At 31.4% G+C, this 26674-nt stretch carries 26 protein-coding genes; 19 read left to right on the top strand and 7 right to left on the bottom strand.

The genetic code is table 11. The features are described from left to right. Positions 1–17 precede the first annotated feature (17 nt). The 7 genes from ACKTTC_RS02385 to ACKTTC_RS02415 all read left to right on the top strand — a co-directional run bounded on the left by ACKTTC_RS02385 (position 18) and on the right by ACKTTC_RS02415 (position 5385). Positions 18–1364, top strand: coding sequence for a 2TM domain-containing protein (locus tag ACKTTC_RS02385; protein ID WP_408037937.1), 1347 nt, complete (start codon positions 18–20; stop codon positions 1362–1364). Between the two features lie 4 nt (positions 1365–1368). Then, positions 1369–1674 carry a 2TM domain-containing protein gene (locus ACKTTC_RS02390; RefSeq protein ID WP_408037938.1) on the top strand — a complete coding sequence of 102 codons (306 nt, stop codon included), beginning with the start codon at positions 1369–1371 and terminating at the stop codon, positions 1672–1674. Next, positions 1664–1966, top strand: a complete 303-nt coding sequence (locus ACKTTC_RS02395) for a 2TM domain-containing protein (RefSeq protein WP_408037940.1) — start codon at positions 1664–1666, stop codon at positions 1964–1966. Before ACKTTC_RS02390 ends, ACKTTC_RS02395 begins: the two co-directional genes overlap by 11 nt. Further along, positions 1956–2300, top strand: a complete 345-nt coding sequence (locus ACKTTC_RS02400; protein ID WP_408037942.1) for a 2TM domain-containing protein — start codon at positions 1956–1958, stop codon at positions 2298–2300. Before ACKTTC_RS02395 ends, ACKTTC_RS02400 begins: the two co-directional genes overlap by 11 nt. 88 nt (positions 2301–2388) lie before the next feature. Then, on the top strand, positions 2389–3144 hold the full coding sequence (locus tag ACKTTC_RS02405) for a LytR/AlgR family response regulator transcription factor (protein ID WP_408037944.1): 756 nt from the start codon (positions 2389–2391) through the stop codon (positions 3142–3144). Between the two features lie 89 nt (positions 3145–3233). After that, positions 3234–4643 carry a sensor histidine kinase gene (locus tag ACKTTC_RS02410; protein ID WP_408037946.1) on the top strand — a complete coding sequence of 470 codons (1410 nt, stop codon included), beginning with the start codon at positions 3234–3236 and terminating at the stop codon, positions 4641–4643. A gap of 1 nt (position 4644) precedes the next feature. Continuing rightward, the gene (locus ACKTTC_RS02415) at positions 4645–5385 is read left to right on the top strand and encodes a LytR/AlgR family response regulator transcription factor (protein ID WP_408037948.1); all 741 of its coding nucleotides are present in this window, start codon (positions 4645–4647) and stop codon (positions 5383–5385) included. Between the two features lie 378 nt (positions 5386–5763). Here ACKTTC_RS02415 and ACKTTC_RS02420 read toward each other — a convergent pair whose 3' ends face one another. The 3 genes from ACKTTC_RS02420 to hutI form a co-directional block, all read right to left on the bottom strand. Continuing rightward, the gene (locus ACKTTC_RS02420; protein ID WP_408037950.1) at positions 5764–6936 is read right to left on the bottom strand and encodes an MFS transporter; all 1173 of its coding nucleotides are present in this window, start codon (positions 6934–6936) and stop codon (positions 5764–5766) included. 173 nt (positions 6937–7109) lie between these two features. Beyond that, entirely contained in the window at positions 7110–8129 is a 1020-nt protein-coding gene (locus ACKTTC_RS02425; RefSeq protein WP_408037952.1) for a formimidoylglutamase, read from the bottom strand. Position 8130: 1 nt separating this feature from the next. After that, positions 8131–9366, bottom strand: coding sequence for an imidazolonepropionase (gene hutI, locus ACKTTC_RS02430; RefSeq protein ID WP_408037954.1), 1236 nt, complete (start codon positions 9364–9366; stop codon positions 8131–8133). Between the two features lie 53 nt (positions 9367–9419). On the opposite strand from hutI, the gene ACKTTC_RS02435 reads away from it, so the two are divergent. After that, positions 9420–9851, top strand: coding sequence for a DUF3995 domain-containing protein (locus tag ACKTTC_RS02435; RefSeq protein WP_408037956.1), 432 nt, complete (start codon positions 9420–9422; stop codon positions 9849–9851). Positions 9852–9885: 34 nt separating this feature from the next. Beyond that, positions 9886–10392 (top strand): DinB family protein, encoded by a 507-nt coding sequence (locus tag ACKTTC_RS02440; RefSeq protein ID WP_408037958.1) that lies wholly within the window; start codon positions 9886–9888, stop codon positions 10390–10392. Positions 10393–10563: 171 nt separating this feature from the next. Here the strand turns inward: ACKTTC_RS02440 and ACKTTC_RS02445 are convergent, their stop codons facing one another. From ACKTTC_RS02445 to ACKTTC_RS02460, 4 genes are all read right to left on the bottom strand, one after another. Beyond that, on the bottom strand, positions 10564–11433 hold the full coding sequence (locus ACKTTC_RS02445) for an aldose 1-epimerase family protein (RefSeq protein WP_408037960.1): 870 nt from the start codon (positions 11431–11433) through the stop codon (positions 10564–10566). Between the two features lie 74 nt (positions 11434–11507). Next, entirely contained in the window at positions 11508–11981 is a 474-nt protein-coding gene (locus tag ACKTTC_RS02450; protein WP_408037962.1) for a nucleoside deaminase, read from the bottom strand. Positions 11982–12425: 444 nt separating this feature from the next. Continuing rightward, positions 12426–13559, bottom strand: a complete 1134-nt coding sequence (locus tag ACKTTC_RS02455; protein WP_408037964.1) for a tryptophan 7-halogenase — start codon at positions 13557–13559, stop codon at positions 12426–12428. A 16-nt stretch (positions 13560–13575) separates the two neighbouring features. After that, positions 13576–16767 (bottom strand): LodA/GoxA family CTQ-dependent oxidase, encoded by a 3192-nt coding sequence (locus ACKTTC_RS02460; protein WP_408037966.1) that lies wholly within the window; start codon positions 16765–16767, stop codon positions 13576–13578. A 406-nt stretch (positions 16768–17173) separates the two neighbouring features. On the opposite strand from ACKTTC_RS02460, the gene ACKTTC_RS02465 reads away from it, so the two are divergent. The 10 genes from ACKTTC_RS02465 to ACKTTC_RS02510 all read left to right on the top strand — a co-directional run bounded on the left by ACKTTC_RS02465 (position 17174) and on the right by ACKTTC_RS02510 (position 26600). Then, positions 17174–17941 (top strand): HNH endonuclease, encoded by a 768-nt coding sequence (locus tag ACKTTC_RS02465; protein ID WP_408037968.1) that lies wholly within the window; start codon positions 17174–17176, stop codon positions 17939–17941. An 89-nt stretch (positions 17942–18030) separates the two neighbouring features. Further along, a complete protein-coding gene (locus ACKTTC_RS02470; protein ID WP_408037970.1) occupies positions 18031–18897 on the top strand; it encodes a phage exclusion protein Lit family protein in 867 nt (288 codons plus the stop codon). A 138-nt stretch (positions 18898–19035) separates the two neighbouring features. Then, positions 19036–19701, top strand: coding sequence for a hypothetical protein (locus ACKTTC_RS02475; RefSeq protein WP_408037971.1), 666 nt, complete (start codon positions 19036–19038; stop codon positions 19699–19701). A gap of 65 nt (positions 19702–19766) precedes the next feature. Beyond that, positions 19767–21584, top strand: coding sequence for an ATP-dependent nuclease (locus ACKTTC_RS02480; RefSeq protein ID WP_408037973.1), 1818 nt, complete (start codon positions 19767–19769; stop codon positions 21582–21584). A 134-nt stretch (positions 21585–21718) separates the two neighbouring features. After that, entirely contained in the window at positions 21719–22246 is a 528-nt protein-coding gene (locus tag ACKTTC_RS02485; RefSeq protein ID WP_408037974.1) for a hypothetical protein, read from the top strand. 89 nt (positions 22247–22335) lie between these two features. After that, a complete protein-coding gene (locus tag ACKTTC_RS02490) occupies positions 22336–22572 on the top strand; it encodes a DUF3303 domain-containing protein (protein WP_408037975.1) in 237 nt (78 codons plus the stop codon). Between the two features lie 498 nt (positions 22573–23070). Continuing rightward, positions 23071–23898, top strand: a complete 828-nt coding sequence (locus ACKTTC_RS02495; RefSeq protein ID WP_408037976.1) for a VanW family protein — start codon at positions 23071–23073, stop codon at positions 23896–23898. 127 nt (positions 23899–24025) lie between these two features. Further along, entirely contained in the window at positions 24026–24496 is a 471-nt protein-coding gene (locus tag ACKTTC_RS02500) for a hypothetical protein (protein ID WP_408037977.1), read from the top strand. 150 nt (positions 24497–24646) lie between these two features. Further along, entirely contained in the window at positions 24647–25474 is an 828-nt protein-coding gene (locus ACKTTC_RS02505; protein WP_408037978.1) for a hypothetical protein, read from the top strand. A 154-nt stretch (positions 25475–25628) separates the two neighbouring features. After that, complete coding sequence (locus ACKTTC_RS02510) at positions 25629–26600, top strand: hypothetical protein (protein ID WP_408037979.1); 972 nt, start codon at positions 25629–25631, stop codon at positions 26598–26600. The last annotated feature ends 74 nt before the right edge of the window (positions 26601–26674 follow it).

The following is a 26674-nucleotide window of genomic DNA, read 5'->3' on the forward strand; positions in this document are numbered from 1 at the left end:
CATCTAAAAGTATCAAGATGAATAGTAAAAACTGGCGAGACGAGCTGAAAAACGATTTTATCGTTTGTACAAAAATAACTTTATTATTTGGTATAATCTTTATACTAATAAATCAAGCATTTAGCTTTAAAAGTGCCAGTTATGTATTCTTATTTTCAGGATTGTATTCGTTTACTCTTGGAATGGGAAATGGAATTGTAAATGAATTACTGAATAAAAAATGGGATTGGGTTACACAAACAAATACAAGAGTTTGGGCAGGTATAATAGCAACCGTAATCTATACAGTAATAGCTGTTTTAGTAATACATTACATAATGTATATTCTAATTTTTGGAAATAGTGTCACTATTTTCTTTTCCGAACAATTAATTTACAGACACTTTTTTGCAATTATATTATCCTTAGGAGTTGCTTCATTTTTTCATGCTCGCGGTTTCATGATTAACTGGAAAGCTTCCTTAAGCAGAGAAACGACTCAGCAACAAATTGTAGCGAAAACAGAAACAGCGAAGTTTGAAACATTAAAGAGTCAGATAGATCCACATTTCTTATTCAATAGTTTAAATGTATTAACCTCTTTAATAGGAGAGAATCCGTATCAAGCAGAGAAGTTCACCACAAAGCTATCTAAAGTATATAGATATGTATTAGAACAGCGTAATAAGGAACTAATTCCATTATCTGAAGAATTACAATTTGCTAAAACATACATGGAATTATTACAAATGCGTTTTGAGGATGCATTAGAATTTAATATTCCTACGACGGTAAGTAATAATGATTTAAAAATAGTGCCACTTTCTTTACAACTATTATTAGAAAATGCAGTGAAGCATAATGTGGTTTCATCTTCTAAGCCATTAAAAATTTCTATTTATGAGGAAGATGGGTATTTAAAAATTAGCAACAATATTAATCCAAAGGAAGCCATTGGAGGAAAAAGCACCAAAGTAGGATTACAAAATATAGCAGATAGATATGGATTGATCTCAGAGCAGAGCGTCCAAATAGAAAATAATCATAAAACATTTACAGTGAGTTTACCACTGTTATTAAAAACACAAAATATCATGAAGAAATTAGAAAATTACGAGAATAGTAGTTATTTAAAGGCTGTAGAGCGCGTAGAAAAAATGAAGGAGTTTTATCAAAACTTAGTTACATATATCATTTTTATTCCTGTTTTCATCTTTATAAACTTACGATTTTCACCACAGTTTCATTGGTTTTATTTTCCAATCATAGGTTGGGGAATTGGAGTACTATTCCATGGATTAGATGCATATAATTACAGTATCTTTTTAGGGAAAGATTGGGAAGAGAAGAAAATAAAAGAATTAATGGATAAAGATAGATTTTAGACAAATGGAATCAAAACCAACACTTATAGAACAAGATCGCTATATGAAAGCGATAAATAAAGTACAGAAAATAAAAGAGTTTTATAGACATTTAGCAGTGTATGTAATAGTAATGCCATTTATAATTTTACTTAATTTAAAATTAGTACCACAGTTTCACTGGTTCTGGTTTACGATGATTGGATGGGGAATAGGTTTAGGGTCACATGCATTACAAACATTCGATGGATATAAAATCTTCCTTGGGAAAAACTGGGAGGAGAAAAAAATACAAGAAATATTAAAAAAGGAACAAAGAAATGGAAGATAATTATAGAGAAGAAAAGCGTTATTTAGATGCTAAAAGAAAGGTGAAAGAATTAAAAGGTTTTTATATTCATTTTGCGCTTTATATTCTAAATACACCTTTGCTTATTGCAGTTAATTTAGTTACAGCACCATATTTTCAATGGTTTTGGTTTGTAGTATTAGGTTGGGGAGCAGCTATAGGAATACATGCATTTTTAGTATTTGGAGATAACTTTTTAGGGAAAGATTGGGAGAAGAGAAAGATTATAGAGTTAATGGAAAAATCAAATAAAGAATATAGAGATGGAAAATAAATATATAGAAGAACAACGTTATTTAAAAGCGAAGAAGAGAGTTGATAATATCAAAGGGTTTTATGTACATTTTATAGTGTATATAGTAGTAAATATTTTGATCAGCAGTATTATTATTGCAGGGATAATGAGCGATAATGGAAATAATTTTGCAAAAGCTATTGGTAATTTTGGAGTCTATTCAACTTGGATCTTTTGGGGAATAGGAGTGTTTTTCCACTGGTTAGGAGTTTTTGGGTTTGGTAATATTGTTTCAAAAGACTGGGAAGACCGAAAAATTAAAGAGTTAATGGAAAAAGAGAAACAGAAAGAACGCAAAATGTTGAATCGTTAAGAACAAATACTATAAATTAACCACCCAAATAAAATTACCAACTCAAAACAAGTTTGGATAAGTAAAGAAATAAAATAGTTAGAGAGAAATGAATGTACTTATTATAGAAGATGAGAAGCCTGCGGCAAGAAGATTAAATAGAATGCTAGCTCAATTAGGTGTAGAAGTGAACACGATGTTACACTCTGTAGAAGAAGCGTTGAATTGGTTTCAGGTAAATACACATCCAGATTTAATCTTCTTAGATATTCAATTATCAGATGGGCTTTCTTTTGAGATTTTTGAAGAAATTCCAGTAAAATCTGCTATCATCTTTACAACTGCATATGATGAATATGCATTAAAAGCATTTAAATTGAATTCTATTGATTATTTACTGAAACCAATAGATGAAGATGAATTGAAAGTTGCAGTAAATAAATATAAAGAGCAACGTCCAGAGGAAAGTGATTTACAAGTTAATATTAATGAAATAAGAAAATTGTTAATCAATCCAATAGATAGAAAGTACAAAAAACGATTTACGATAAAGATTGGTCAGCATATAAAAATTATTCATGCAGATAATATAGAATGCTTCTATTCAGAAAATAAAGCAACGTATATCCATACTAGCGAAAACAGAAATTATTTAATAGACCATTCATTGGAACATTGGAGCGACCAATTAGATCCAGAACAATTCTTTAGAGTAAACAGAACTTTTATTGTTCATATAAATGCGATACAAGATATCATATCATATACAAATTCCAGACTTAAACTTGTACTGAATTCATACAACGATCAAGAAATAATAGTTAGTAGAGATCGCGTAAAAGACTTTAAAAATTGGATAGAATAACCATTCAATAGTAAAAAGTAACGACTCAATATGATTGATTTTTATTTTAGTTAATTCTACTTCATTTTAGCTTAAAATTTAAAAGAAGTATGAATAAATTACTACAAGTATTTATAGAAGCTACAACTATTGTTATAGGAATCCATTTTCTAAGTTTTACAACATTATATTTAACAAATAATTTTACAAAACAAGATTTTCTGCACATTTTACCTGTAAGTGTAGTTATTCTTTTTGTTCCTATATTTTTAACATCATTTTATTTTAAAAGAGAGCAAAAATTAAAGACGATAACGATAGCTGCCTTATCAACTTTTCTGATTACATATCTACTTATTAAGGTTATAGATAACACTTGGCTTAAGGTCTTTGGAATCAAAAGTATTTTTAATGGCGCTATTGCTTTTTTTATTAGCGTATTATATTCTTTACTACAGCTAGTAATCAGTGAAAAAAGTTTTTTTAGCAAGGAAAAAAGTAAAGTTTCAGTTAAATATTCATTAAAGAGAATAGTACTCATTCCTTTATCTGGCGCTATTATTTACTCGGTTTATATTTATTTTGGTTCTTCATCAAGTTTTAATTTAATCCCTGTATGGTATAAGCTTTTTCCCTTAGGACTTATAATAGCGCTATTTACCATTCATTTTAATAATTATGTATATACTAAATATACAGCAACTTACAGAAATTTTCTGATTGTCACTTTATATTTGAGTGTTAATATTATAATGCCAGCTCTTATCTTTTTAACAAGAGATAGTTTCTATGTTTATGATGAAAATTATATAGATAAGTTTAAAAGTTTTATTAGACCTATTATAGCAACAATTATATTATTTGCACCTTTTTATACATATGTATTAATTTTAACTCACTTATATTTTTTGAGTTTATTACATAAGCAAGAGAAGAAAAAGTTAAAGGAACAATCATTAACTCTACAGTTGAATTATCAGCAATTAAAAAAACAATTAAGTCCACATTTTTTATTCAATAATATAAGCGTACTAACTGGGTTAATAGAGGAAAACCCTAAAAGAGCAATTAATTTTTCTCAAAAATTAGCTAATGTTTATAGATATTTTCTTGATAATGAAAAAAATGATGTAGTTAAATTAAAAGACGAACTGAGTTTTGCAAAGGATTATGTTGAACTTATTAAAATGCGCTTCGAAGAAGGAATATATTTTACAATAGATATTCCAGAAGAAAACCAAGAAAAGTATATTTTATCTAACTCATTGCAACAAATACTAGAAAATGTCATTAAACATAATGAAGTAAGTAGAGATAATCCTGTAAATATCAATATAAATGTAAATACTGATTATTTAACTATCCAAAATAACATAAACCAAAAACTAATAAATCAAAAAGAAAGTGGTAATGGAGTTAATAATATAAAAAGTAGGTATAGTTATTTTTCTGACCGAGAGGTTATAATACAAAAAACAGAAGGTATTTATACTATAGAGTTACCATTATTATCAATTTAGTATGAGAGCATTAATAATAGAGGATGAATTACCTTCTTTAAGAAGACTAGAAAGATTATTATTTGCTCATAATATTGAAATTATAGCTTCAATAAGGTCTATAAAAAAAGCAGTAACATGGCTAAGTAATAATAAACATCCAGACATAATCTTTTTAGATGTTCAACTTTCCGATGGAATCTGTTTTGAAATTTTTAAAGAAGTAGAAGTCAATTCAAAAATAATTTTTACGACAGCGTACAGTCAATATAGTATAAAAGCATTTGAGTATAACAGTATTTTTTATTTACTAAAGCCAATAAACGAATTAGACTTGAGTAATGCTATTAAAAAAGCTAGCGTTATACAAAAAGTAGAAGATGATTATAGGACTTTACAAACACTGTTTTTAGAAAGTGAGTATAGAAACTATAAAAAATCATTTACAATAAAAATCGGAGGTAAAATAAAAATAATTAAAGATACTGAAGTGCTATGCTTTTATAGTAAAGATAGTACAACTTATATACAATCTATTAACTCTAAAGGTATAATTCCGATCTCTTTAAAGAACTTAGGAGAAGAATTAGATCCTAACTTATTTTTTAGAGTTAGTAGATCTCATATTATAAGTAATTGCTTTATAGAAAGTATTAATAAACATAATAAAGCTCAGTTTTTATTACGATTAAAAAGACCATACAATCAAGAAATAATAGTTAGTAGAGATCGTGTAAAAGACTTTAAAAATTGGATAGAGTAAGTTTAGATAATCTTTTTCTTTCAGTCATTTCGATGAAGTGAAACGACTGAAAGAATCTTTATATCTAATAACAGATTACTTCGCTTCATTGCATTTCGCTCGCAATGACGTAAAAAAGAAAATGTTTATCCATTTCCATAGCATCGTTCACTATTTGTCATTCTGAACAAGGAGAAAGTGATATAAAATTACGTCATTCCGAAGAAGTGAAACAACTGAAGGAATCTTTATATCTAATAATAGATTACTTCGCTTCATTGTATTTCGCTCGTAATGACGTAAAAAGAAAATGTTTATCCATTTCCATAACATCGTTTACTATTTGTCATTCTGAACAAATGTGAAGAATCTTTCATCCTGAATCTTTGTTTTAATTCTCTAGTGAGTAGCTTTCTTATGATAGAGTGCCCATAATCCTAAAATTGGACCTACAGCAAGTATGACAAATAAATAGGTAAAATTGATATACGTATGAAGCAAGTGTAAGGTTTGTATGCTAACGATTGTTAAAGCAAAACCAATTGAATTTACAATAGTCAATGCAGTACCTTTAATTTTGGGATCAGCATTTTTAGCTACTAATGTTGAAAATAAAGGAGAATCCATAATAACAGTAAATCCCCATATAAGTAAGAAAACGATAAACAAACTTTTATTTAAAAGAAAAGAAATAGGCGATAGCAAACAGCAAATTCCAGAAATAGCTAATGCATAAGTAGCGACTTTTTTTGCTCCCCATTTTAAAGATAAATAGCCGCCAACAATACAAGCAATACTTCCTGTAGCGATAATAATAAATGCCCACAGTGAAATGGAGTAAGAAACATTTCGGTTAATTTTTTGATACGTAGTTAAGATAAGCGGAACAAAAGTCCAGAAGGTATAGAGTTCCCACATATGTCCAAAATAGCCAAAAGCAGCAGCTCTAAAATTCCAATTCTTAAAAACATGTATCGATGATGAGAGTTTAAAACCAAGACTCTTTTTTCTATAAGGTCCATCAGGTACAAATAAAAAGATCAATAAACCACCTATAATGGCAAGTATAGTTGTCACATAAATAACCAGTTTCCAAGGCAAACTTGTAGTAAACAATGCTAAGAAATGAGGAAAAGCTGTTCCTAGAACCAAAGCACCTACTAAATAGCCTAACGATTTTCCTAGTTCTTTATCAAAATGATCTGCTGCGATTTTCATTCCAACGGGGTAAATCCCAGCTAAGAAAAAACCTGTTGAAAAACGCAATAGCAGTAATGAAACTAACGAATTCCCTTGCCAGGAAATACCAAGGTTAAAAAATGCAGCTAAAATTGCACATACAAAGAAAACTTTAGAAGGAGAAAAACGATCTGCAATGCTCAGTAAAGCAAAACTTAATGTGCCAATTATAAAACCTAACTGTACAGCTGATGTTAGATTGGCTGAAGCATCATTTTTTAGTTGGAATACCAGAATAAGATCTTTCATAACTCCATTTCCAGCAAACCATAAAGATGTGCAAAAGAACTGAGCAATGACAATTAAAATTAAGATGTATCCCTTTTTTTTCAAACGCTGTAATAATCTTTAAACATGTTAGTATCAATAAAGGTGGTCATTGCGAGAAAACGAAATAAAATGGAGTTTTTGTGGCAATCTTTTACATTAAGTTAAGATTACTTCAGCCTTTCAGGCTTCGTAATGACGTAAAATAATGATTTATTGATTCTTTTATATCAAGTTATTTATTTAGAATTTTGTTTGTTATATGCTTTTATAAAATCAGTAATAAGATAACTGATAAACTTTCCTACCTGTTTTATAGCATTGGCATCGTTCATAACAGCAGGAGCACCTTCACAAATATGAATATAACTTACGTTCTTATTCTTAGCCAAAACATGAGTAAAACGTCTTACTTCCTCTGGAGTAAAACCACTCGGAGTCATAGCGCTACTAGGAAAGTACTGAATACAATCCAAATCTATTTCAATACCAAAAGGCTTTTTATCAATAAAATCTAGAGCTTTGTTTAGTTCATCGTCAAAAGAAGTGGTTTTATAAACAGCAATATCTTCAAATAAAACGTATTTTAAGTTAGCATGACTGTGCATCATATCAAAAATATACTGTGGCGTATAATTCTCATGCAAACCAAACATAAAATAACGATCTAAAAAGCCATGTTCTAAAGCATATGAAAAACCATTACCACTATGGCGTTCTTCTAATTTACGTAAATCTGTATGTGCATCTATATTCACTACATTTATAGCATCTTTTGTAGCTTCAGAAAGCCCTTTTAAATTTCCGTATGCGTTATTATGACCACCTCCAATAACAATAGGAGTTTTGCCAGCATTAATAATAGCAGTTATCCATTTTGAAAGTTCAGTGTCTATCCCTTTAACTAATTCATCACCGTTTGCTCTATCGGAAGCCTTAAAATTAGTTCGCTCTTTTAGATAATCCAAATAGCCTAGAACAAGAATATCACTTCCATTAATAAATTGATTTTCCTGTGTATTTAAAAGCGTTTTTAAAGCAGGAATAAAAGCAGTATGTGCTCCAGGATTCCCATAATTCATTTGAACACCAATATCTTCAGGAACGCCTAAAATAACAAACTTAGCGTTGTTGTTTTGTAGTGTTTCTAAGCTAGTCTCAATATTTGTGATAACAGATACACTTTCTCCAAGTTTACGTTCGCCATTTCTAAGACTAATGAACTCAGTAATGTTTTCTTCTGAAAAAACATGTAACATATTAAATCTGTTTTCCGTTAATAAATACTGAATCGATTACATTACTTCCAAAACTGTATGGTAAAAATCCATACGAAGGAATCTCTTTAGTAATAAAGAAATTAGCTTTTTTTCCTTTAGTAATAGAACCTACTTCGTTTGACAAATTCATGGCATATGCGCCGTTAATAGTTGCTGCATTGATAGCTTCTTCTGGAGTCATTTTCATTTTGATACAAGCTGTTGCTACTACAAAATTCATATTTCCAGATGGAGTAGACCCAGGATTAAAATCAGTAGCCAACGCTACAGGTAATCCAGCTTCTATAAGTTCTCTTGCTGGTGTATATGGAATACTTAAAAAATAAGAACAAGAAGGTAATGCTACAGGCATTGTTTCCGATCCTTTTAAAGCTTCAATATCTTCAGGTTTCATTATTTCTAAATGATCTACAGATAATGCACCATGTTGCACGCTAGCTTGTAAACCTCCAATACTTGTAAATTGATTGACATGAATTTTTGGTTGCAGTCCATATTGCTTAGCTGCTTCCATAATACGTTCTGTTTGTGCTACAGAAAAATAACCTGTCTCACAAAACACATCTACAAAATCAGCAAGACGCTCCTCAGCTACTTTTGGAAGCATTTCTTCAATTACAAGATTGATATATGCTTCTTGATTTTCTTTATAGGCTTTAGGAAATGCATGTGCACCTAAAAATGTTGCTTTAATAGGAATATGATAGTTTTCTTGTAAACGCTTAATTACACGAAGAATCTTCAACTCAGCTGCTACAGTTAAACCATAACCAGATTTAATCTCTACAGCTCCCGTACCTAATTGTTGTATTTCTTCTAAGCGTTTACGAGATTGCTGATATAGTTCATCTTCAGAAGTTTCTTGTAATTTTTTAGCAGAATTTAAAATTCCACCACCACGATTAGCAATTTCTTCATAGGTAAGACCATTAATTCGATCTACAAATTCCTGCTCACGGTTACCAGCATATACAATATGTGTATGACTGTCGCACCAAGTTGGAAATACCATCTTACCAGTACAATCGATTGTTTTTACAGAAGAAAAGGAAGGAATATTATCCATACTTCCGTAGCCCATAATTCGATCATTTTCAATAACTAAAAAGGCATTTTTAATAGTTGGTAATGTAGCCATGTCTTTTCCAGATACTTTTTGAATATGAGTATCTCTTACTTGAATCAATTCCTTGATATTTATCAATACGGTTGTCATATATCCTATTTAACTTTGAATAAAACAAACTTACATTAAAAAGACGAATTGATATGGTATTTTTTTTAGGTCTCGCAAGCAGCTTTATATTACTGATTATAGCATTGTTTCATTTTTATTGGGCATTTGGAGGAACGTATGGAGTCGATAAGGTAATTCCTACGAAAGACAACAAAACAAAAGCATTACATCCGCCTACTTTTATAACACTATTAGTAGCCTTAGTACTTTTATTAATGGGAATCACATACCTGCAAGGAGCAAAAGTGTATGAGCTTACTTTTTTGCCTCAGTTTCTAAAAAAGTACGGACTTATGTTTTTCTCAATAATTTTTATTGTTAGAGCAATTGGCGATTTTAAATACGTAGGTTTTTTCAAGAAAATAAAGGACACAATATTTGGAATAAACGATACACGATATTATGCACCTTTGTGTTTGTTTTTAGGAATTTCTGGAATCGTGATTTTAGTTTTAGGAAATTAACTAACTTCGTTTAGTACTTAAACTAACTAAACTAATGATTCCGTCTACAGAATACGTGCCTTATTTCAAACATTTTATAACAAAAATTAACGAAGAAAAATCTATTGTAGAGAACTTAGAAGCCACACAAAATTTTTTTAATTCTGTTCTGGAGAATATCCCTGTAGAAAAAGAAGAGTTTGCGTATGCAGCAGGAAAATGGACGATTAAAGAGATCATTCAACATTTAATAGATTCTGAACGGGTGTTTTGTTATAGAGCTTTGTGTTTTGCCAGAAACGATAAAACAGATTTACCAGGATTCGACCAAGATGCATTTGCTGTAGCTTCCCATGCAAATGAGAGAGATTACAAAACTTTACTAACAGAAATGGAATTCGTAAGACAAGGAACCATTCAATTATTTAAAAGTTTTAGGCAAGAAGATCTTTTAAAAATAGGGAAGGGGTCTGGTAATAAAATCTCTGTACGTGCTTTAGGAGCTGTTATTGCAGGACATCAAAAACATCACGTTGAGGTTATACAAGAACGATATTTATAGTAAATCGTCAACCTGAACTTGATTCAGGTTCTCATCATAACAAGTCACTATTTGATTATATAGTAGTTGTAAATACATTTTAATGAACCAACAGAAAATAAATAATATTTTGGCTCTTAGCTCAAAAGATAAATATGGTTTTATTGAGAAAAGTTACATGCCTAATACAACTTAAAAAAACTGAATTGCATATCCATTTGTATAAGTATCTCCAATTGCTAATTGTATAATACCGTCTTTCGTTACAAACTCTTGATTGGTATTTTCTAGATCAGCAGCTCCCATCCATGGTTCAAAACAAATAAAAGGAGCATCTTTTTTTGTCCAAAAAGCAAAAAACTGCCAAGCATCAAACTCAAAACTAATACCATGGGAATGTTTGTGTGATTTAAGTTTTATTTTTTTAGACTTTAAACCTTCATAGATCAAAGCATCATTAGTAAACAAATCATAATTCAATGGAATTGTTTTGCCTAATGCTTTAGTTTCGGTTTTTTTATATCGCAATCCCTTTTCAGTATTGAGTAAATGTTGTTGAGGAGTTTCTTCTGTTTCAAATTCAATAAAGTAATCAGAAAAAGTTGTATTTGGTGTAAGCGGACAAGTAAATCCAGGGTGCCCACCAATACAAAAGAAAATGTTTTTCGTGTCTTGATTAACTACGTTATAACTAACCTGTAAACGATCATTCTCTAGTTTATAACTAATACGAAGCGAAAATTTAAAAGGATAATTAACCAGCGTTTCTGGAGTATCTGTAAGTTCAAAAGTAATTGCTGTGTCACTCTGAGAAACAATTGAAAACTCGTTATTCCTAGCAAATCCATGTTGCGAAAATGTATAGGATGTATCTTCAAAAGTGTACGTATTGTCTTTAAGACGTCCTACAATAGGAAATAAAACAGGAGCATAACGATTCCAAAAACGTTCATCGATTCTCCATAAATAATCAATCTTAGTTCCTTTATGGTAGATACGTGTAAGTTCTGCACCTGAAGTTTTTAATGCAATTTGCATTTGATCATTTTCTAATACAATCATGGGAAATTAGTAGTTTATGTATAAAACAAAAACGCATAACTATTATGAAATCTCGTTATGCGCTTGTTAAAGAATTAATATTCTATTTTATCATCTTTTTCAGACCATTTTTGAAATGGCTCTAAAGCGATATCTCTTCCAACTTGCTCGAAAGGAATACTGCGTTTTTCGTATGGTAATGGAATTTCTTTGTAAATAAACTCATCATCAAAACCAATATTGGCAGCATCTACTTGATTACTTCCATAGTATACTTTATCTGGACGAGCCCAGTAAATAGCACCTAAACACATAGGGCAAGGTTCACAAGAGGTATACACAATACAACCATCTAATTGAAATGAACCTAAATTTTTACAAGCATCTCTAATAGCTGTAACTTCTGCATGCGCTGTAGGATCGTTTGTAGAGGTAACTTTATTATTACCACGACCAACAATTTCACCGTCTTTTACAATAATGCAACCAAAAGGTCCTCCTTCATTATTTGCCATTCCTTTTAAAGCTGCTTTTACAGCTTCACTCATATATTCTTCGTGTGCGTTCATAATTTTTATTTAAATATAAAAAAAGGGATGCAAATGTACTAGAATTTTAGAAGCACTTACTACGTAAAAATGCTTTTTCGTAACTAAAAAGCGTGTACTCATGACATTTTTTAGCTTTTGAGTTGTTAATTTTTTGATTTTTATGATATAAATAAAACTAAAATGTTCGAAGAAATTATATATACAATTCTGTTACTAGGCTTATTCGTAGTAGATTATTACCAGAATAATAGACCAAGTTATTAATAAGTGAATGACCTATCTATAAATATTTTGAAAATCAAGGAAGCAGCGATGGAGGGAAGATGAAAAGCTGTTTGAGCCTTAGCGAGTTCTTTTCATCAGTGGAAGGTTCCGTAGTATTTTCTTAAATATTTATTGTAAGTCTTGATTTTTGTTTCTTTTTATCAAGAAAAAGAAAGGAAGCTAATTAATATAAACAACCTATACTCTTCTTCTTTTCCAAAACGAATCCTCTTTCCATCGAGATTCAGCACCATAAAAAAGAGTTCTATGCTTTAAATAATGCGACCAAATAGTTTCAATTTGATTTGTATAGGTTTTTACAAATAAAGTTGTTTTTTCAGAAGATTCTTCCCTTATAAAGTTTACAGATTGTAAAAGTTCACTTGCTTGTATTGCAGTAGCCATCGCGTTAAACATTCCTTGAGAAGATAACGGATCAAAACTGATGGCAGCATCACCTATAGCAATCCATTGTTCACCAGCTACTTTTTCTAAACGTGTAGAATTGGCACTTACCGTTCCGTGAAAAGTAATATCGTTCATATCCGTATTTGATATAAGCTGTTGTATAATAGGACTCTTTTGTACTAATGCTAAAAAGTTTGATAAGCTTTTAAAATTACTACGCTCTAGAAGATCGGAATCTGTTTGAAATGAAAGTACTCTTTTTTGTTCAGGAATTACAGCACTATACCACCAACCAAATTGTTCAGCAACAATGGTACTCATAGTATTTACAGAAGTATTTGGAAAACTAATCCAACAAGACATTAACTTATCGAAATGTGTACGTTGAATTCCAATAGCACGAGCAAAATGACTATTTCTTCCCGTAGCATCTATTACAAATTTTGCTTTGATTGTGGTTTCCTTTCGCTCTTTTGAAGTATCAGAAACAAAAGAAACATGCCATGTTTTATCTAGAAAATTACTTTGGTATAGTTTATAGCCCCATAAACAAGAAACGCCTTTCTTTTTTGAAAACTCTCTAAGATATGATGCAAACTTTTTTCTATTGAGACTTAATGAACAGCCATCAGGGTTTCGCAAATGATCTACAAATTGTACTCGATCGCTTCCCCAATACGATTGCATTCCTGTATTCTCTTGAAAGAGTTCTTGTATATCGGTTTTAGATAATGCATCTAGAATACCTAACTTCTTCAAAATACGTTGGGCAGCAGGAGCAAGTGATTCTCCTACACGATCTACAGGAGTTACTAATTTATCTACCAGAGTTACAGAAAAATGTTCTGCTAAAGAAATGGCAGCAATGCAACCTGCAATGCCGCCACCTATAATTAATATATCTGTTTTTGTTGTATGCAACATAAATACTGCTTCAGAATTACTTAGGAGTGTATCCAGAGAAACGAGACATTTTTTCTGGAATTCCTACTTCGGCTTTTTTAGGAGCACTTTCCTGAAGTGATTTAGACTTGTTAATGTTATGAAGTTTAGAAGCTAACAAATTTCTAACTTGTACTACATTCGGAGTCGCATCAAAATCGTCCGTTACTTCATCTTTTATAAGTGTTACCAATTCACTTTGAGCACTTTCTAATAAGAATTCTTCATTCAGTAAGTTTTCATGTGATAGCTTCTCAACAGCTGTATGCAATATTTCTTTTGTGCCTTGACGTAACTTATTATTACTATTCAACTCAGAACGTAATTCCTGTAAAGTAGCAGTTAGTAAAGCTGCTTCTTGCGCTGGAGTAGGTGTCATTCCTACTTGCATTTCTGCTGGTAAATTAGGATCGTTAGGCACACCTGTTTGTGGTTGTACAATGGCAAGTTTATCAAAATAGTCTACCATACTATTAATTTGATTGGTATATGTGGCAGGTTTTCCATCTAATGGTAAATCGTCTAACCAATCTGCTCTATAATGAAAGGCTTGAATTCTAGTTTCTTCTGCTAAATTAGGATCAATAGCTTGTTCGTAACGTTCTTCATTTAACACATTATTAGGAACTCTAGCTGGCCAGAAGGTTGGTAAATACGGATCGTACGAACTTGTATAACCATCTCTACAACTTGCCGTATCTGTTTGCCAAGGAATTGCCATCCAACGTGTAATTCCACCAGCAACTTGTCCGCCAAGTAATGGACCTCTAGAGAGTTCTAACACACTCATATTCATAATTGGACCGTAATACACTGTATTTGCAGGTGGTGTTTTTGGTGCGTGTTTTATACGAAAAGCAGACATGTACATTCCAGAAGAACGCATTGGCCACGTCATTTCACATCCAGGATGAAACGCATCTGCCAAACAAAATTCCATAGCAGCTTTGGTCATCATATCTGGTTGTTCTTCAATAGGCAATTCATCTAAGGTTGGTATTTTAGGAATATGAGGACATCCTGTCATGTCTACATAATCTGCATCAAAATCTCCTTCTACCCATTGATCTAAAAACTCTAATTGTAAATCTGATAAAGTAGCATGCTGACGTTTTGAGTTTGGATTGGCTAAATCAATAGCATCTCCATACAACCAAGGCCATAATTGTGGCGCTTCTGCTCCAGGAACATCAATTCTACGGAAGTTATTAGATAAAGTTCTACGCATTTCCATATAGGCAGGAGAAGGATTTCCTAAACGTTTAATCCATTCATTTGTGGTATAATTAAACTGACCATTAAAACCAAAAGCACCAGCAAATCCAGCATTTACCCATTGTAAATCTGTCATACGTTGAAAAATAGGTAAAATATCTTTGGTAAATGACGGACGCGTAGGACGTACTAACATTCCTGCTTTTACAGCCACATCGCGCATTAAATCCCACATGGTACGTACCGATTTCTGCATTGGCGCGTAATCTGGCGGCGCACAGATTACCCAAGCAGGATCCACATCTAATTCTGTTCCTTCAAAAGTAACTTTAGCCGTTACAGGACCGTCAGAAATATCGTCGTACCAACCTTCGTTGTTAGCAAAAGTAATGGCAATATCGCCGTCAATATTTTTCGATTTTCCATGTCCACCTAACATTACCAAACGTCCTTTGTCATCTGTACGCATTTCTCCTAGGTATACCGATTCAGACATAAAAGTTCCTTCAAATACTTTTCCTTCGGTTACATTAGGTTCGTTTACAGAATGTTTTCCTCCGTCAATTAATAAATCATTTCGATTGGGAACGTTTATATTACGAAGCATTGATGGCGGATATTCTTTGGCTTCTGGAATGTCTAAAGCAATATTAAACTGATACCAAGAAGATTTTTGATTGGCTAAATGTGCGTGCCATGTAATGTCTGCATTTTCTAGAGTAAGCTCTTTTACAGCTCTTCCAGCAGCATTCAATCCATAAATTCTAAATTGTGCTGCTTGTCGTTTAATAGCTCCAGTTTCGTCTCTATAGGCATACGGATCTGATTGTGGAATAGGAGTATCAATTAACGGACCAATAAAATATTCGTCTTTGCTATTTCCTACACGCATTACACCAATAGGAGGGTAGATAGCTGCTTTTACAATACAGGTATCTTTTTCATCGGTATTGGGTTCAAATTGAGGATTCAATCCTTTAGGCTCTGTGTTAGGTTGCCCATTGGCTTGATGTCTAGTTTGAGCGCTTGCTTTGTATACTTCTCTTCGCACTTTGGCAATAGAACCTAAAGGTTCGTGTACTGGTAAGGTACGCCAGATATTAAAAGCCAAATTACTTCCAAATTCTGCTTGACCAATACTTGTTACGTCTTGCTTTGGTAAGTACAGTGTGGCAATAGGAATGTATGGACTTTCTTCTGTACTCCAAACCACTTGCGCATCGTCTAACGGCATAGTTTCCGGATTAGTTCGTAATTGAATTTCAAAACGGAAGCTTGAGGAGTTTTGTAACAAGCGTTGCTGTAAATCGAGCGCTAAATAATTATTATCGTCAAAAGGAGTACCTTCATAAGTGTCTTCTGGAACCAAACGGTATTTTACAATTTGAGATTCTCCTAATTTAAAAGGAAGAATTGCCCAGTAACTAGCACTTAGCACACTGGCTTCTTCTTTAGTCATAGCCTTAAGAATTTCTGCCAATTCTGGATGTTCTGCAATGTAGGGCGTATAATCTCCATCAATTACACCAGCCGTAGTAAAACTACACATTTGTTGTGCATCTCTGGCAAAAAAACGATCGATGTTTTGGAAAATAAAATCGGCATTGGTACCACTATTCTCTAAGAGTTTTGGTCCTTCTACGCCAAAGAGTTTTAATCCTACACCTAAAGTAGAATGTAAATCAGGACCAGTAGGAGTAGTGTCGCTAGAAAAACGAACAGCACAATCGTAGTTTGTACCCGCAAAGATTCCAATTTTAAACTTTTCGTCGATATTTTTATCGATGATAAATTTACCGTAAGCAATACCGTGTTGTTTTCTAAAAACAGCTCTTTCTGCAGGTTGTTGTCCGTTTTCAATTCGAGTTTTTTGTCCCATTTCTACAAACATCTCTTTTAGACGTTGTGTAACAATAGTAATGTCACCATCACAGCTCCAGCATGATGATGACTTTTCATTCAAAGGTTTCGTCATTGGTTGTTAGTTTTTATTTTTATGTATTGAGATTGGTATTAAAAATAAAATTTCAACAGTGATTTTCCTCAGGGTTTATCCCTAAACGTATTTTTTTTAGGAATAAATGTTGCTTTTTTGGAGCTAAGAGTTGATGACTTTGAATGAGAGATAAAAAACGTTTTGTTTTACGGAAAACCACAATTGTATTTATACCATATTTTGTATATTCAACCCTCGAAAAACTGAAAAAGAGTAGTCCCCCTAGCTGTTCCTTTTATTTTTCATAAAGCAGATATTAAAAAACTTAAAAGTGTATTTATACACTTGATTTTGTAATATAAGCACAACAAAAAAGAATATATAAATAAGTTAGCTGCAACCTGAGAAGAAGAGCAACATACAATAAAATGAAACAAATTTAAAGATGAGTATCAGTAATAAAACACGAAAAACATTATGGGCAAAATCTGGAAACCGATGTTGTTTATGCAGGATAGAGCTGATACAGGATTCTGATTCAATGCATGATGATTTGATTATTGGGGAAGAATGTCACATTATATCATCAAAAAAGGATGGACCAAGAGGAGAGTTAAAATGTGATAGTGATTTTGACCACTATGATAATTTATTATTGTTATGCGCAAATGACCATAAAAGGATTGACGAGTTAACGGATATTTATACACCTGAGAAACTTAAACAGATAAAGAACATACATGAAACTTGGGTAAAAACCACTCTTGAAAAAGACGTACTAGCTTTTACGAATGATAAATACAATATAAAAAGTTTATCACGTATTAAAACTGGGAAACAAGTTGTTGATTTAATTAATGGGGCTCATATGTTTCAATTTGACCATGATGAGCTTCATACTGCAGAAGAGGCAGAGCTAGTTGGTGGATTTTTAGGAGAGTTAAGAGATTATGGAGATATTTTATCTGATATGGAATTTATGCAAGTTTCAAAACTTGGTGTTGAGTTCAATGAAATCATAAATGAAATTGAACACAAGGGATTTTTACTATTTGGCTTACGTCGAAAACTTCGATTAAGAAATAGTAAAAAGGAAGATATGGGGCTATTTGATACAACAACATTAGTAGCAATTAGAAAAGATAATCCATCGATTATTGGTGACTTTTTAATTGCAAAACTGGAATCTACTGATTTAAACCTAAATATTTAGAGAGACTATTAACTATGCAACAATTTGACAGATACAATCCTTTGCACCATAGAGGTTATTTGCCCGTCCGAGTATTAAATCATAATTACATGGATTGGTTTTTAAATGTTACCCCAGACTTTAAAGATGAATTTGACTTTGAGGTAGATTCTAATGATTTGAGAGAAAGAATCCAGTTGCACCTTGAACAAAAACCTATTAGAGAAATAGCTCAAATAGATAAACGAACAGGCATAGAGATTTATGAGAACTTTAATCAGTTTTTATGGTGTTGTTCATATGCAATGTTTGTTGTGTTTGACGAAGGAATTCAAAAACCATCACTGAACGGTGTCTATAAGGGAGAGTTGGATATGAGTAATCCTTTTGTAAGACGTGCAATGGAATTATTTGGTCGAGCTATTTCATTATTTGAAACTTATGACAAAGCACCTTTTTACAACTTGCCAAATCCTGAGAAATACCATGAATTTGAACAATTCTACATTGAGAGAACAAGTGGTGTATACTGTGCAGCAATGACATTTATATTACTTCATGAGTTTGGACATCAGTATTTTGGACATTTAGATTACTACCCTTCAGATACTGAATCAAAACAGGATGAACTAACTGCTGACGAATTTGCTTTTGATAAAATGGCTACTCACTTTGAAACAGAGCGTTCAACAACCTATAAATTTGGAATTATTGTTGGATTAAGTTCATTAATATTTGTAGATAAGACCTTACAAGGTGGAGATAGGCACCCAGACCCTGACCAAAGATTGGTTAGTTTAATAGAAAAGATGAATCTTAACGAACTGGATAATTTGTGGGGTGTAGCAAGTTTAGCTTTTAAATTATGGGGGCTACACTTTAATAAATCAATCTTGAAACCTTCCATTACGGAACACTATAAACAAATGTTTTATGATACATTAAATGATATAAATGGCATTAAAGGCAGCAGCTAACAATGTGTCATACGTAATGGCGGGAAAAGTGCTAAATTTATAGGTTTGTGGCACGCATTAACGCCATCTCGGTTTGATAATGAGGAGCTACGAAATCCGCCACTACGCATACACTCACCGTTAGGCACAATTGAAAAAATGGATAAGAAACCGACATTCAAAGAATTTATTGAGCACATATGTAAGCGGCCCAGGATGTTTACGCTTGGAGGTACTTTCAATGAGATTGCTGCATTCATAATGGGATATTCATCGGGAAATACTACTCCAATAAGTGATAGAACTTTCGACCAATTTGTTTGCTTAAAAAACTCCTTTCCAACAAATTATGTTTGGACTTATGTTATCAAAGAATCTACGAAAGATGATGATGAGGCTATCTCTTTAATGGAAAAGACAATCATTGAATTCATTACTCTGAAAAAAACAATGACTGATGAAGAATTATTTCAACACGTAATGAAAAACTCCTTGGTTGAAGAAGGAGAAGCCGAAAGAATATTTAGAGCGTTTGACCAAGCATTGTTAACCGGAGACAAGGAGACTATCGAATCATTAATTACTGAATGTAATGGAGCTGAAATTCTCTGGTCAGATTCATATCCAAAAGATGTAGCAGCTAAGCTGAATGAGATTTCCTCAAATCAACCAATAAAACGGATTCCAATATCTGAAGATGGTGATAGAATAAAAATCATTGCGCAGGGCTGGCCTTTCGGGATTGAAATGAGGCTTGTAAATGGATGCTGGAAAGTAAATCCAGATAAAATAGTAGAATTGAGAAAAACCAATAAAAGTGCCTAACAACACCTAAACTGCATTAAAACGCAGCTTAGCCAAACCGTTACCAGCAATTAGACCAACCAACAATGATTCTAACTAAAATTAAAATACATCAATTCAAAGGAATTTTTGATGAAAAAGAAATAACAATAGATGATTTCAACCTTATCGTAGGACAGAATGATGCGGGAAAATCAACAATTCTTAAATCATTAGATTGTTTTCTAAATTCCAATAATCCTTCACCTGATGATTTAAACAATAAGTCGGGGAATAACTTAATAACTATTACACTTCACTTCAATCCCTCAAATCAAAGTATAATTATTGACCAAAATATTGAGACTACTTTTGAAGAAGAAGAGTTAGTTAATGACGATAATGAATTAGTAATTAAAAAAGTTTGGGATGTTTCTAAATCAAGAATAACAGCGAACACATTTATTGAGCGAAAACAATATGTTGAAAATGATTTCATTTCTTTGACAGAGGCTCAATTAATGACAGCTTGCGGGAATTTAGGTATTGACACACAAAAGGCAAATGGAGAGGATTTTAATAATAAAGAAAAGAGACAAAAAATAAGACAACATAACATTGACTCTGGAATTGACTTCACTTTTGTGGTTGAAAAACTTCCAACTTCTGGAAGTAATCGCTTCAAAATAATTCACGACAGAATAAAAGGGATTTTACCAAGATTTGAATATTTCAAAGCAGACACTTCTTTATCTGAAACAGATACAGCAATTCAAAAATTCTTTAAAACCTTAGCAATAAAAACCTTAGAAGAAGAAATAGACACTTCCGATGTTGAGGATACTATACAATCCAAACTTGGAGAAGTTTTAGAAAAAATTACAACCAAAATAAATGATGTTGTTCCAAGTGAGGAAAATGTCGAACCAGTAATAGATTTTGACTGGACAAAACTGGTATCTACAAAATTCAAAAGTACAGCTGATGGAACAGAAGTTCCTTTGAGTTCTAGAGGAGATGGATTCAGAAGAATTACAATAATGGCTTACTTTGAATATCTTGCTGAACAACAAAAATCTGAACATCAAAAAATAATTTTTGGCTTAGAAGAACCTGAAACTTTTCTTCATCCATCGGCACAAGAAAGTTTGTTCCATAAACTAATTGCTTTATGTGAAAATGACTACCAAGTTATTGTGTCAACTCATTCACCTATAATTGTATCAAATACCAAAAAGGATAAAATAACTCATATACACAAAACAGGAGGAACATATAACGTTGAACAGCAAATTGCAGATATAACATCAATAGCATTTGACTTAGGAATAAAGGTTGACAATCAGTTTATTTCTTTATTTGACAGTGCAAAAGTTTTATTATTGGTCGAAGGAATAGATGATGCAAATGCTCTAAATCATCTTTGTCAATTATATAAAGTTAATGGAGTTATAACTCAAGATTTTGCAGAACTTGAAATTGCTATAATACCTATTGGAGGCTGCGACAGTATTAAGCATTGGGTTTCATTAAATCTTTTATCTACTTTAAACAAACCCTTTTTAATATTCCAAGATAGCGACAAAACAAATGCAGCTGAACAATCACCAACAAAGACCGCATTAGAAAATTTAGGTTTTGTTGATGGAACAGACTTTATTATTTCTAAGAAAAGAAATTTAGAAAATTACATCTCACCTGCTGCCTTAAACAGATTAGTACCAAATTCAAATTTACATTACGATGATTGGAGTAACGTAAAACAATTGTGTGGCAAACACCAATTAGCTGGTAGACTTGGAGGTCGTGGTGTTGCTGACAGGCATTTTAAAAATTTAACTTTTGATGAATTGAGAAGTACGTTTTTTGATGGAAACGAAGATGAATTTTTAAATATATATACACTAGCAAACTCAAAATTATAAGAAATAACTGCTGGTAACAATGGCTATAAGTAATTGCTTGTTCTCGCTGATTTTTAGTTTATTGTGTACTAGTAAAGTTAAGTACATGCAACAAAATCATACACAAACAGACTGAAAACAATTTAAAAAATTAAATGGGACAATATTTTAAGATAGTAAACGTATCAAAAAAGCAATTTATTGATATTGGTGATTTAGGTGAAAATAATAAGTTAGGTTTTATAGGTAAAGGATTAAATGGAATTGTATTAGGACGTCTTCTTACATCTAGTGGAAAAGTTTGGGGAAATGACTTTTATAAAGTTTTTGGAGACCCAAATTCTGATAAAATTTACATAGGAGTTTGGGCAGGAGATAAAATTGTTATTGCAGGAGATTATGATGATGCTGACACAAACGGTGTTAAGACTTCTACTTTTGACGATAGTAATCGGAATTTATATGATATGGTAGAATCTGAATATGAAAATATTACAGATGATATAATCAAGTGGCTAGCGAATGACGAAGAAACAGCTGAAATGCTAGCCAAAAGAGCAGAAAGAAATTCTAAACTCTTACAAAAACTATCTAACCTTGTTTTTATTGATAAGAATAGTCAAATGAAAGAAAGTTTAGAGAAAATTCTTGGTTCTGATTGGACTAAACAACTGAAAAAATAAAAATAGACCTAACAATAGAGTAGGTATAATCCAAAAGTTAGTATCTTCCTCACATTATATTTTTATTTATAACTATTAAAAAATACACAATGAAGAAGTATATGGTTGTTGAAAAATTCAAGCCTAATTGTTTAGAAAAGAATAACGAGTTATGGAATAAGAAAGGAAGAATGCTTCCCGAAGGACTTTACTATTTAAACTCTTGGGTAAATAAAGAGAAAAATATTTGCTTCCAACTTATGGAAACGAATCAGCCAGAACTTTTTGAAGAATGGACAGATAAGTGGAAAGAGTATACAGATTTTGAAGTTTTCCCAATTGATTAAATACTATTTATCTAACTAGATTTACAGATAGTTAGCTTAATTTTATCTCAGAGGCTTCCTGCCATACGGTTGGCGGTTCTGTTTTACCTCAGAGGCTTCCTGCCATACGGCTGACGGTTCTGTTTTATCTCAGAGGCTTCCTGACGCACGGCTGATGGTTCTGTTTTATCTCAGAGGCTTCCTGACGCACGGCTGACGGTTCTGTTTTATCTCAGAGGCCTCCTGACGTACGGCTGATGATTCTGTTTTTATTTTGTAAGAATAAATCATTTAATATAAAATATATGATATTACTATAAATTCTAAATGCTTGTATAGTATTTTGTATATTTAGCATTCGAAAAAAAAATGAAAAAGGGTAGTCCTTCTAACTGTTCCTTTTATTTTTCATAAAACAAATTATTAAAAACTTTTAAAGTGTATATATACTACTGTTTCAGTTGTATAAACACAACAAAAGTCTATATATAAAGAAGTTGGCATTCATTGCGAGAAAAAATGAACGAAATAGAAAAACCAATAAATAGAAATCGAATAAGACAAATACTCGGAAAAGAGTATTTCATTATGAAGCGCAAATTTGACTGGTTATTCGGTGCAAAAAAATGGTCTAAAGTAAAACAGCTTGAATCTTTAAACAATTCAGTTTTTAAACACAAATCAATGATTTTAAGACCTCTTAAAGACGTTGATATGTATTTACAGGAAAATAAACGGACAAATTTAAAAATTGCCATATCTAAAATTGATAATATTTTAATTAAACCAGGAGAAACATTTTCTATTTGGAAACTTGTTGGTCGACCAACAAAAAGAAAAGGTTATTTAGATGGACTTGTTCTGAATCAAGGAAAAATTGGGAAAGATACTGGAGGTGGACTTTGTCAACTTGGAAATCTTCTATTTTGGATTTTTGCCCATTCACCTCTAAACATAACTGAAAGATATAGACACGGATTTGACGTTTTTCCTGATGTAAATAGAAAAGTTCCATTTGGAGCTGGTGCTACTCTTTCATACAACTATATCGATTTACAAGTTAAAAACGAAACAGAAAACACATTTCAACTAAAATTATGGCTAGACAAAACACATCTAAACGGAGAATTATTGAGTAAAAATATTATTCCAGAAGAATTCAAGATTGAGGAAAGAAACCATATGATTAAACAGCAATTTTGGGGTGGTTATTCGAGACATAATCAAATTTTTCAAATTGAACGAAATGATGAATCTGAATCTGAAAAAATTCTTGTGGAAAACCACGCAATTATGATGTATAATCCGTTTCTTGAAAATAAACAACGAAATGCCAACATTGTATAAGCGTAATGCGGGCTAAAGTTCTAAATTTAAACGAATTGAATATTAACAGACATATCGATAAACTGAAAGTATAGTACTTCTAATCCCGCACTACGCTTACACTAGACCGTTAGTACAAATTGAAAAAATGAAATTTGAGAAAGACAGTTTAACACTATTTATTAGAATAATTTTAATTTTTATTCTATTTGTTCTTATCAATTTACTATTCCTGACTTTTATCTCAACAAATAAAGAGAAAATTATAAATTGGATTTCCATTTTAATCTATTCAGGGTTGCTGACTATTTTCTTTTTACTCTTTTTAACTCAAAATGTACTGATTTCAAACGAGAAACTCATACTCAAGAATATCTTCGGAATGACTATCAATAAACTAGACCTAAAAAAGCAGTATTTAAGAAAAATCAAAAAAAGAAATGCTGCATTCGAAGGAGAAGTAATAATTGGACTATTTAGAAAAAAATATGGACCTATTACAACTATTTATTTTAAGTCAGAATATCAAAAGAAAAAAATCTGGATAAATGGACATATTTTGACCGATAAAGGAATAGATAATTTGATTAAATCAACCAAAAAAAGAAACTTGTGCTAACACCGTGTATAATTAATTGCGGCTGAATTTCCTCAACGGAAATTCAATCTTATTAATTATCTTTCCGCAACAATGGAAAACGACTTACTTCCTTTTCCCGCAACTAATCTTATACAAAACCGTTAGCTGTAATTAACGCGAAACCAAAAAATGAGAGAAGAAATTTCAGTAAATAAAGCTATAAACAGAGGACATTTAATTGTAAACATACCTGTTTTCTTATCAATGTTTGGAATTCCTTCTTTGGCATTTTATTTATCCCATAAAAGTCTAATACCAAATTGGGGAATTGGAATTAGTTTTATAATTGGATTTATCGTTGCTTGGTTAATTTGGAGTTTTATGATAACAAAATGGAGAATTTGGGCTTTTGAAAATGTTAGAAATGTTCACGAATTAAAAAAAAGAGCTATTGCTGAAAAACTTATTTGGAATGATGGAAAGATTTTTGAAAAAACAGAAATAAGAAGTTCAAAGCAAAAGAGAAAATTGAAACTCCTCGAAAAGAAATTTGAGAAAAAAGACGTTTTTAAAGAAGATTATTCAGTTCCAAAATCAAAAAAAATTTTTTACTCTAAAACATCGAACCTTATTCAGATGTTCATAATGCTAGCTTGTTCAGTTTTTGGAATTTTTCTAATATTAGATTCAGAAAGTTACATAATTGGTGGTTTATTCATAGTTGCCGGAATTTATTTCGCTTTTGAACATTTTAAAAAGTCTACTATTTCAGAACCTCAAATAAAAATAGATGACAAAGGAATTGAAACAGTCAACGTGAATTTTAAAAATTGGAATGAAATTAAAAATGAAGAGGTAATATTTATAAATAACGGAAAGACCTCGAATGCTTATTTAAATTTTGATTTTAAAGAAGGTTTTGAAAGTTTAGAAATTACCGACTTTAACATAACTCCTAAAGAAATGGAAAATTTATTGAGAACATATAGAATTAGAAACGACAAAAACTACAGCTAACACCGTATAACCGCAATTACGGCGGATTTGACTACGTCCGAATCCACTCGGAATTGCTAAAGTCAGTGTCAAACCGAAAATTAACACATATAAACCCGTAACTGACGGTTATACGAGACCGTTAGCAATAATTAAAAACAAACTAATTTAAAAAGTGAATTTACTTTCAAAACTACGAGCTTACTTTCAAAAAACATCTAAAAATTCAACTAATTCTGAAATTGATAAGACAGATTATTTATCTGATTTTAAAGAAAAAAGAAAAGAGATGAGAGATAAAGAATTAGGTAAAGATTATGTTTCCGAAAAAATAAATGAATTAGCTCAAAAATTGCTTGAAGATAAAAAAGAGGAAGTTGATTGCGAAGCAGAAATGATTGGTCAAAAACTCAAATTGGATGAAATGAAAAGAGCAGTAGATATTTATTTACATAATGCAGTAGATATGTACCCAGAGCCAATTAATTTCAAACGAAAAGGAGTTGTTATTAGGTATTGTGTTGCATTTGGTGAAGGTATTTGTGAATACATTGACAAAATTGCTTTTGGAGAATATGACTGGACCCAATATGAAGCAATTGATTTATTATGTAGAATGGCTTTAATTAAGGACATAAGAAAAAAAACGACATTAGAGTTAATTGATAAAAACATTGATAACTTTAGATATACGTCATTAATGAATTCACTACAGTCAATGCAATACTTTAAGGATGAACCAATAGTTCAAAAAATTTATGAAAGACAACTTGATGAGGCAAAAGATGATTACCAAGAATTTATTAATATTTTAGAAATGTATTATTATTCTAATCAAAATCGTTTTGAACAGTATTTGCCAAATCTAAAGAAGATTATTATTGAAAGTGGAAATAGTGATTATTCTGTATTAGCTATGTCCCATATAATGAAAAGTGAGAATGGTGGAGAGATGATTACTTATAACGAAGATGGCAGTATTTTTAACGAAGAAGAAGGAATTGAAGCTATAAAACTAAAAGCTGGAATAATGTATTATTTAACTAATAAAACAGATACTGAAGTAAATAATTATCTCAAATACATTAAATCACATTCGAAGTTTGAAAACCATAAAGAATACTTAATGAACTCTATTGAAATATAACTATTGCCAACATTATATAAAATAATAGCGATTTAAGTGCTAAATCCAAAGTTAGTAAAATAAAAAGGCCTGTG

Origin of the sequence: Tenacibaculum amylolyticum (assembly GCF_964511145.1) — a bacterium.
Taxonomy (GTDB): Bacteria; Bacteroidota; Bacteroidia; order Flavobacteriales; family Flavobacteriaceae; genus Polaribacter; species Polaribacter amylolyticum.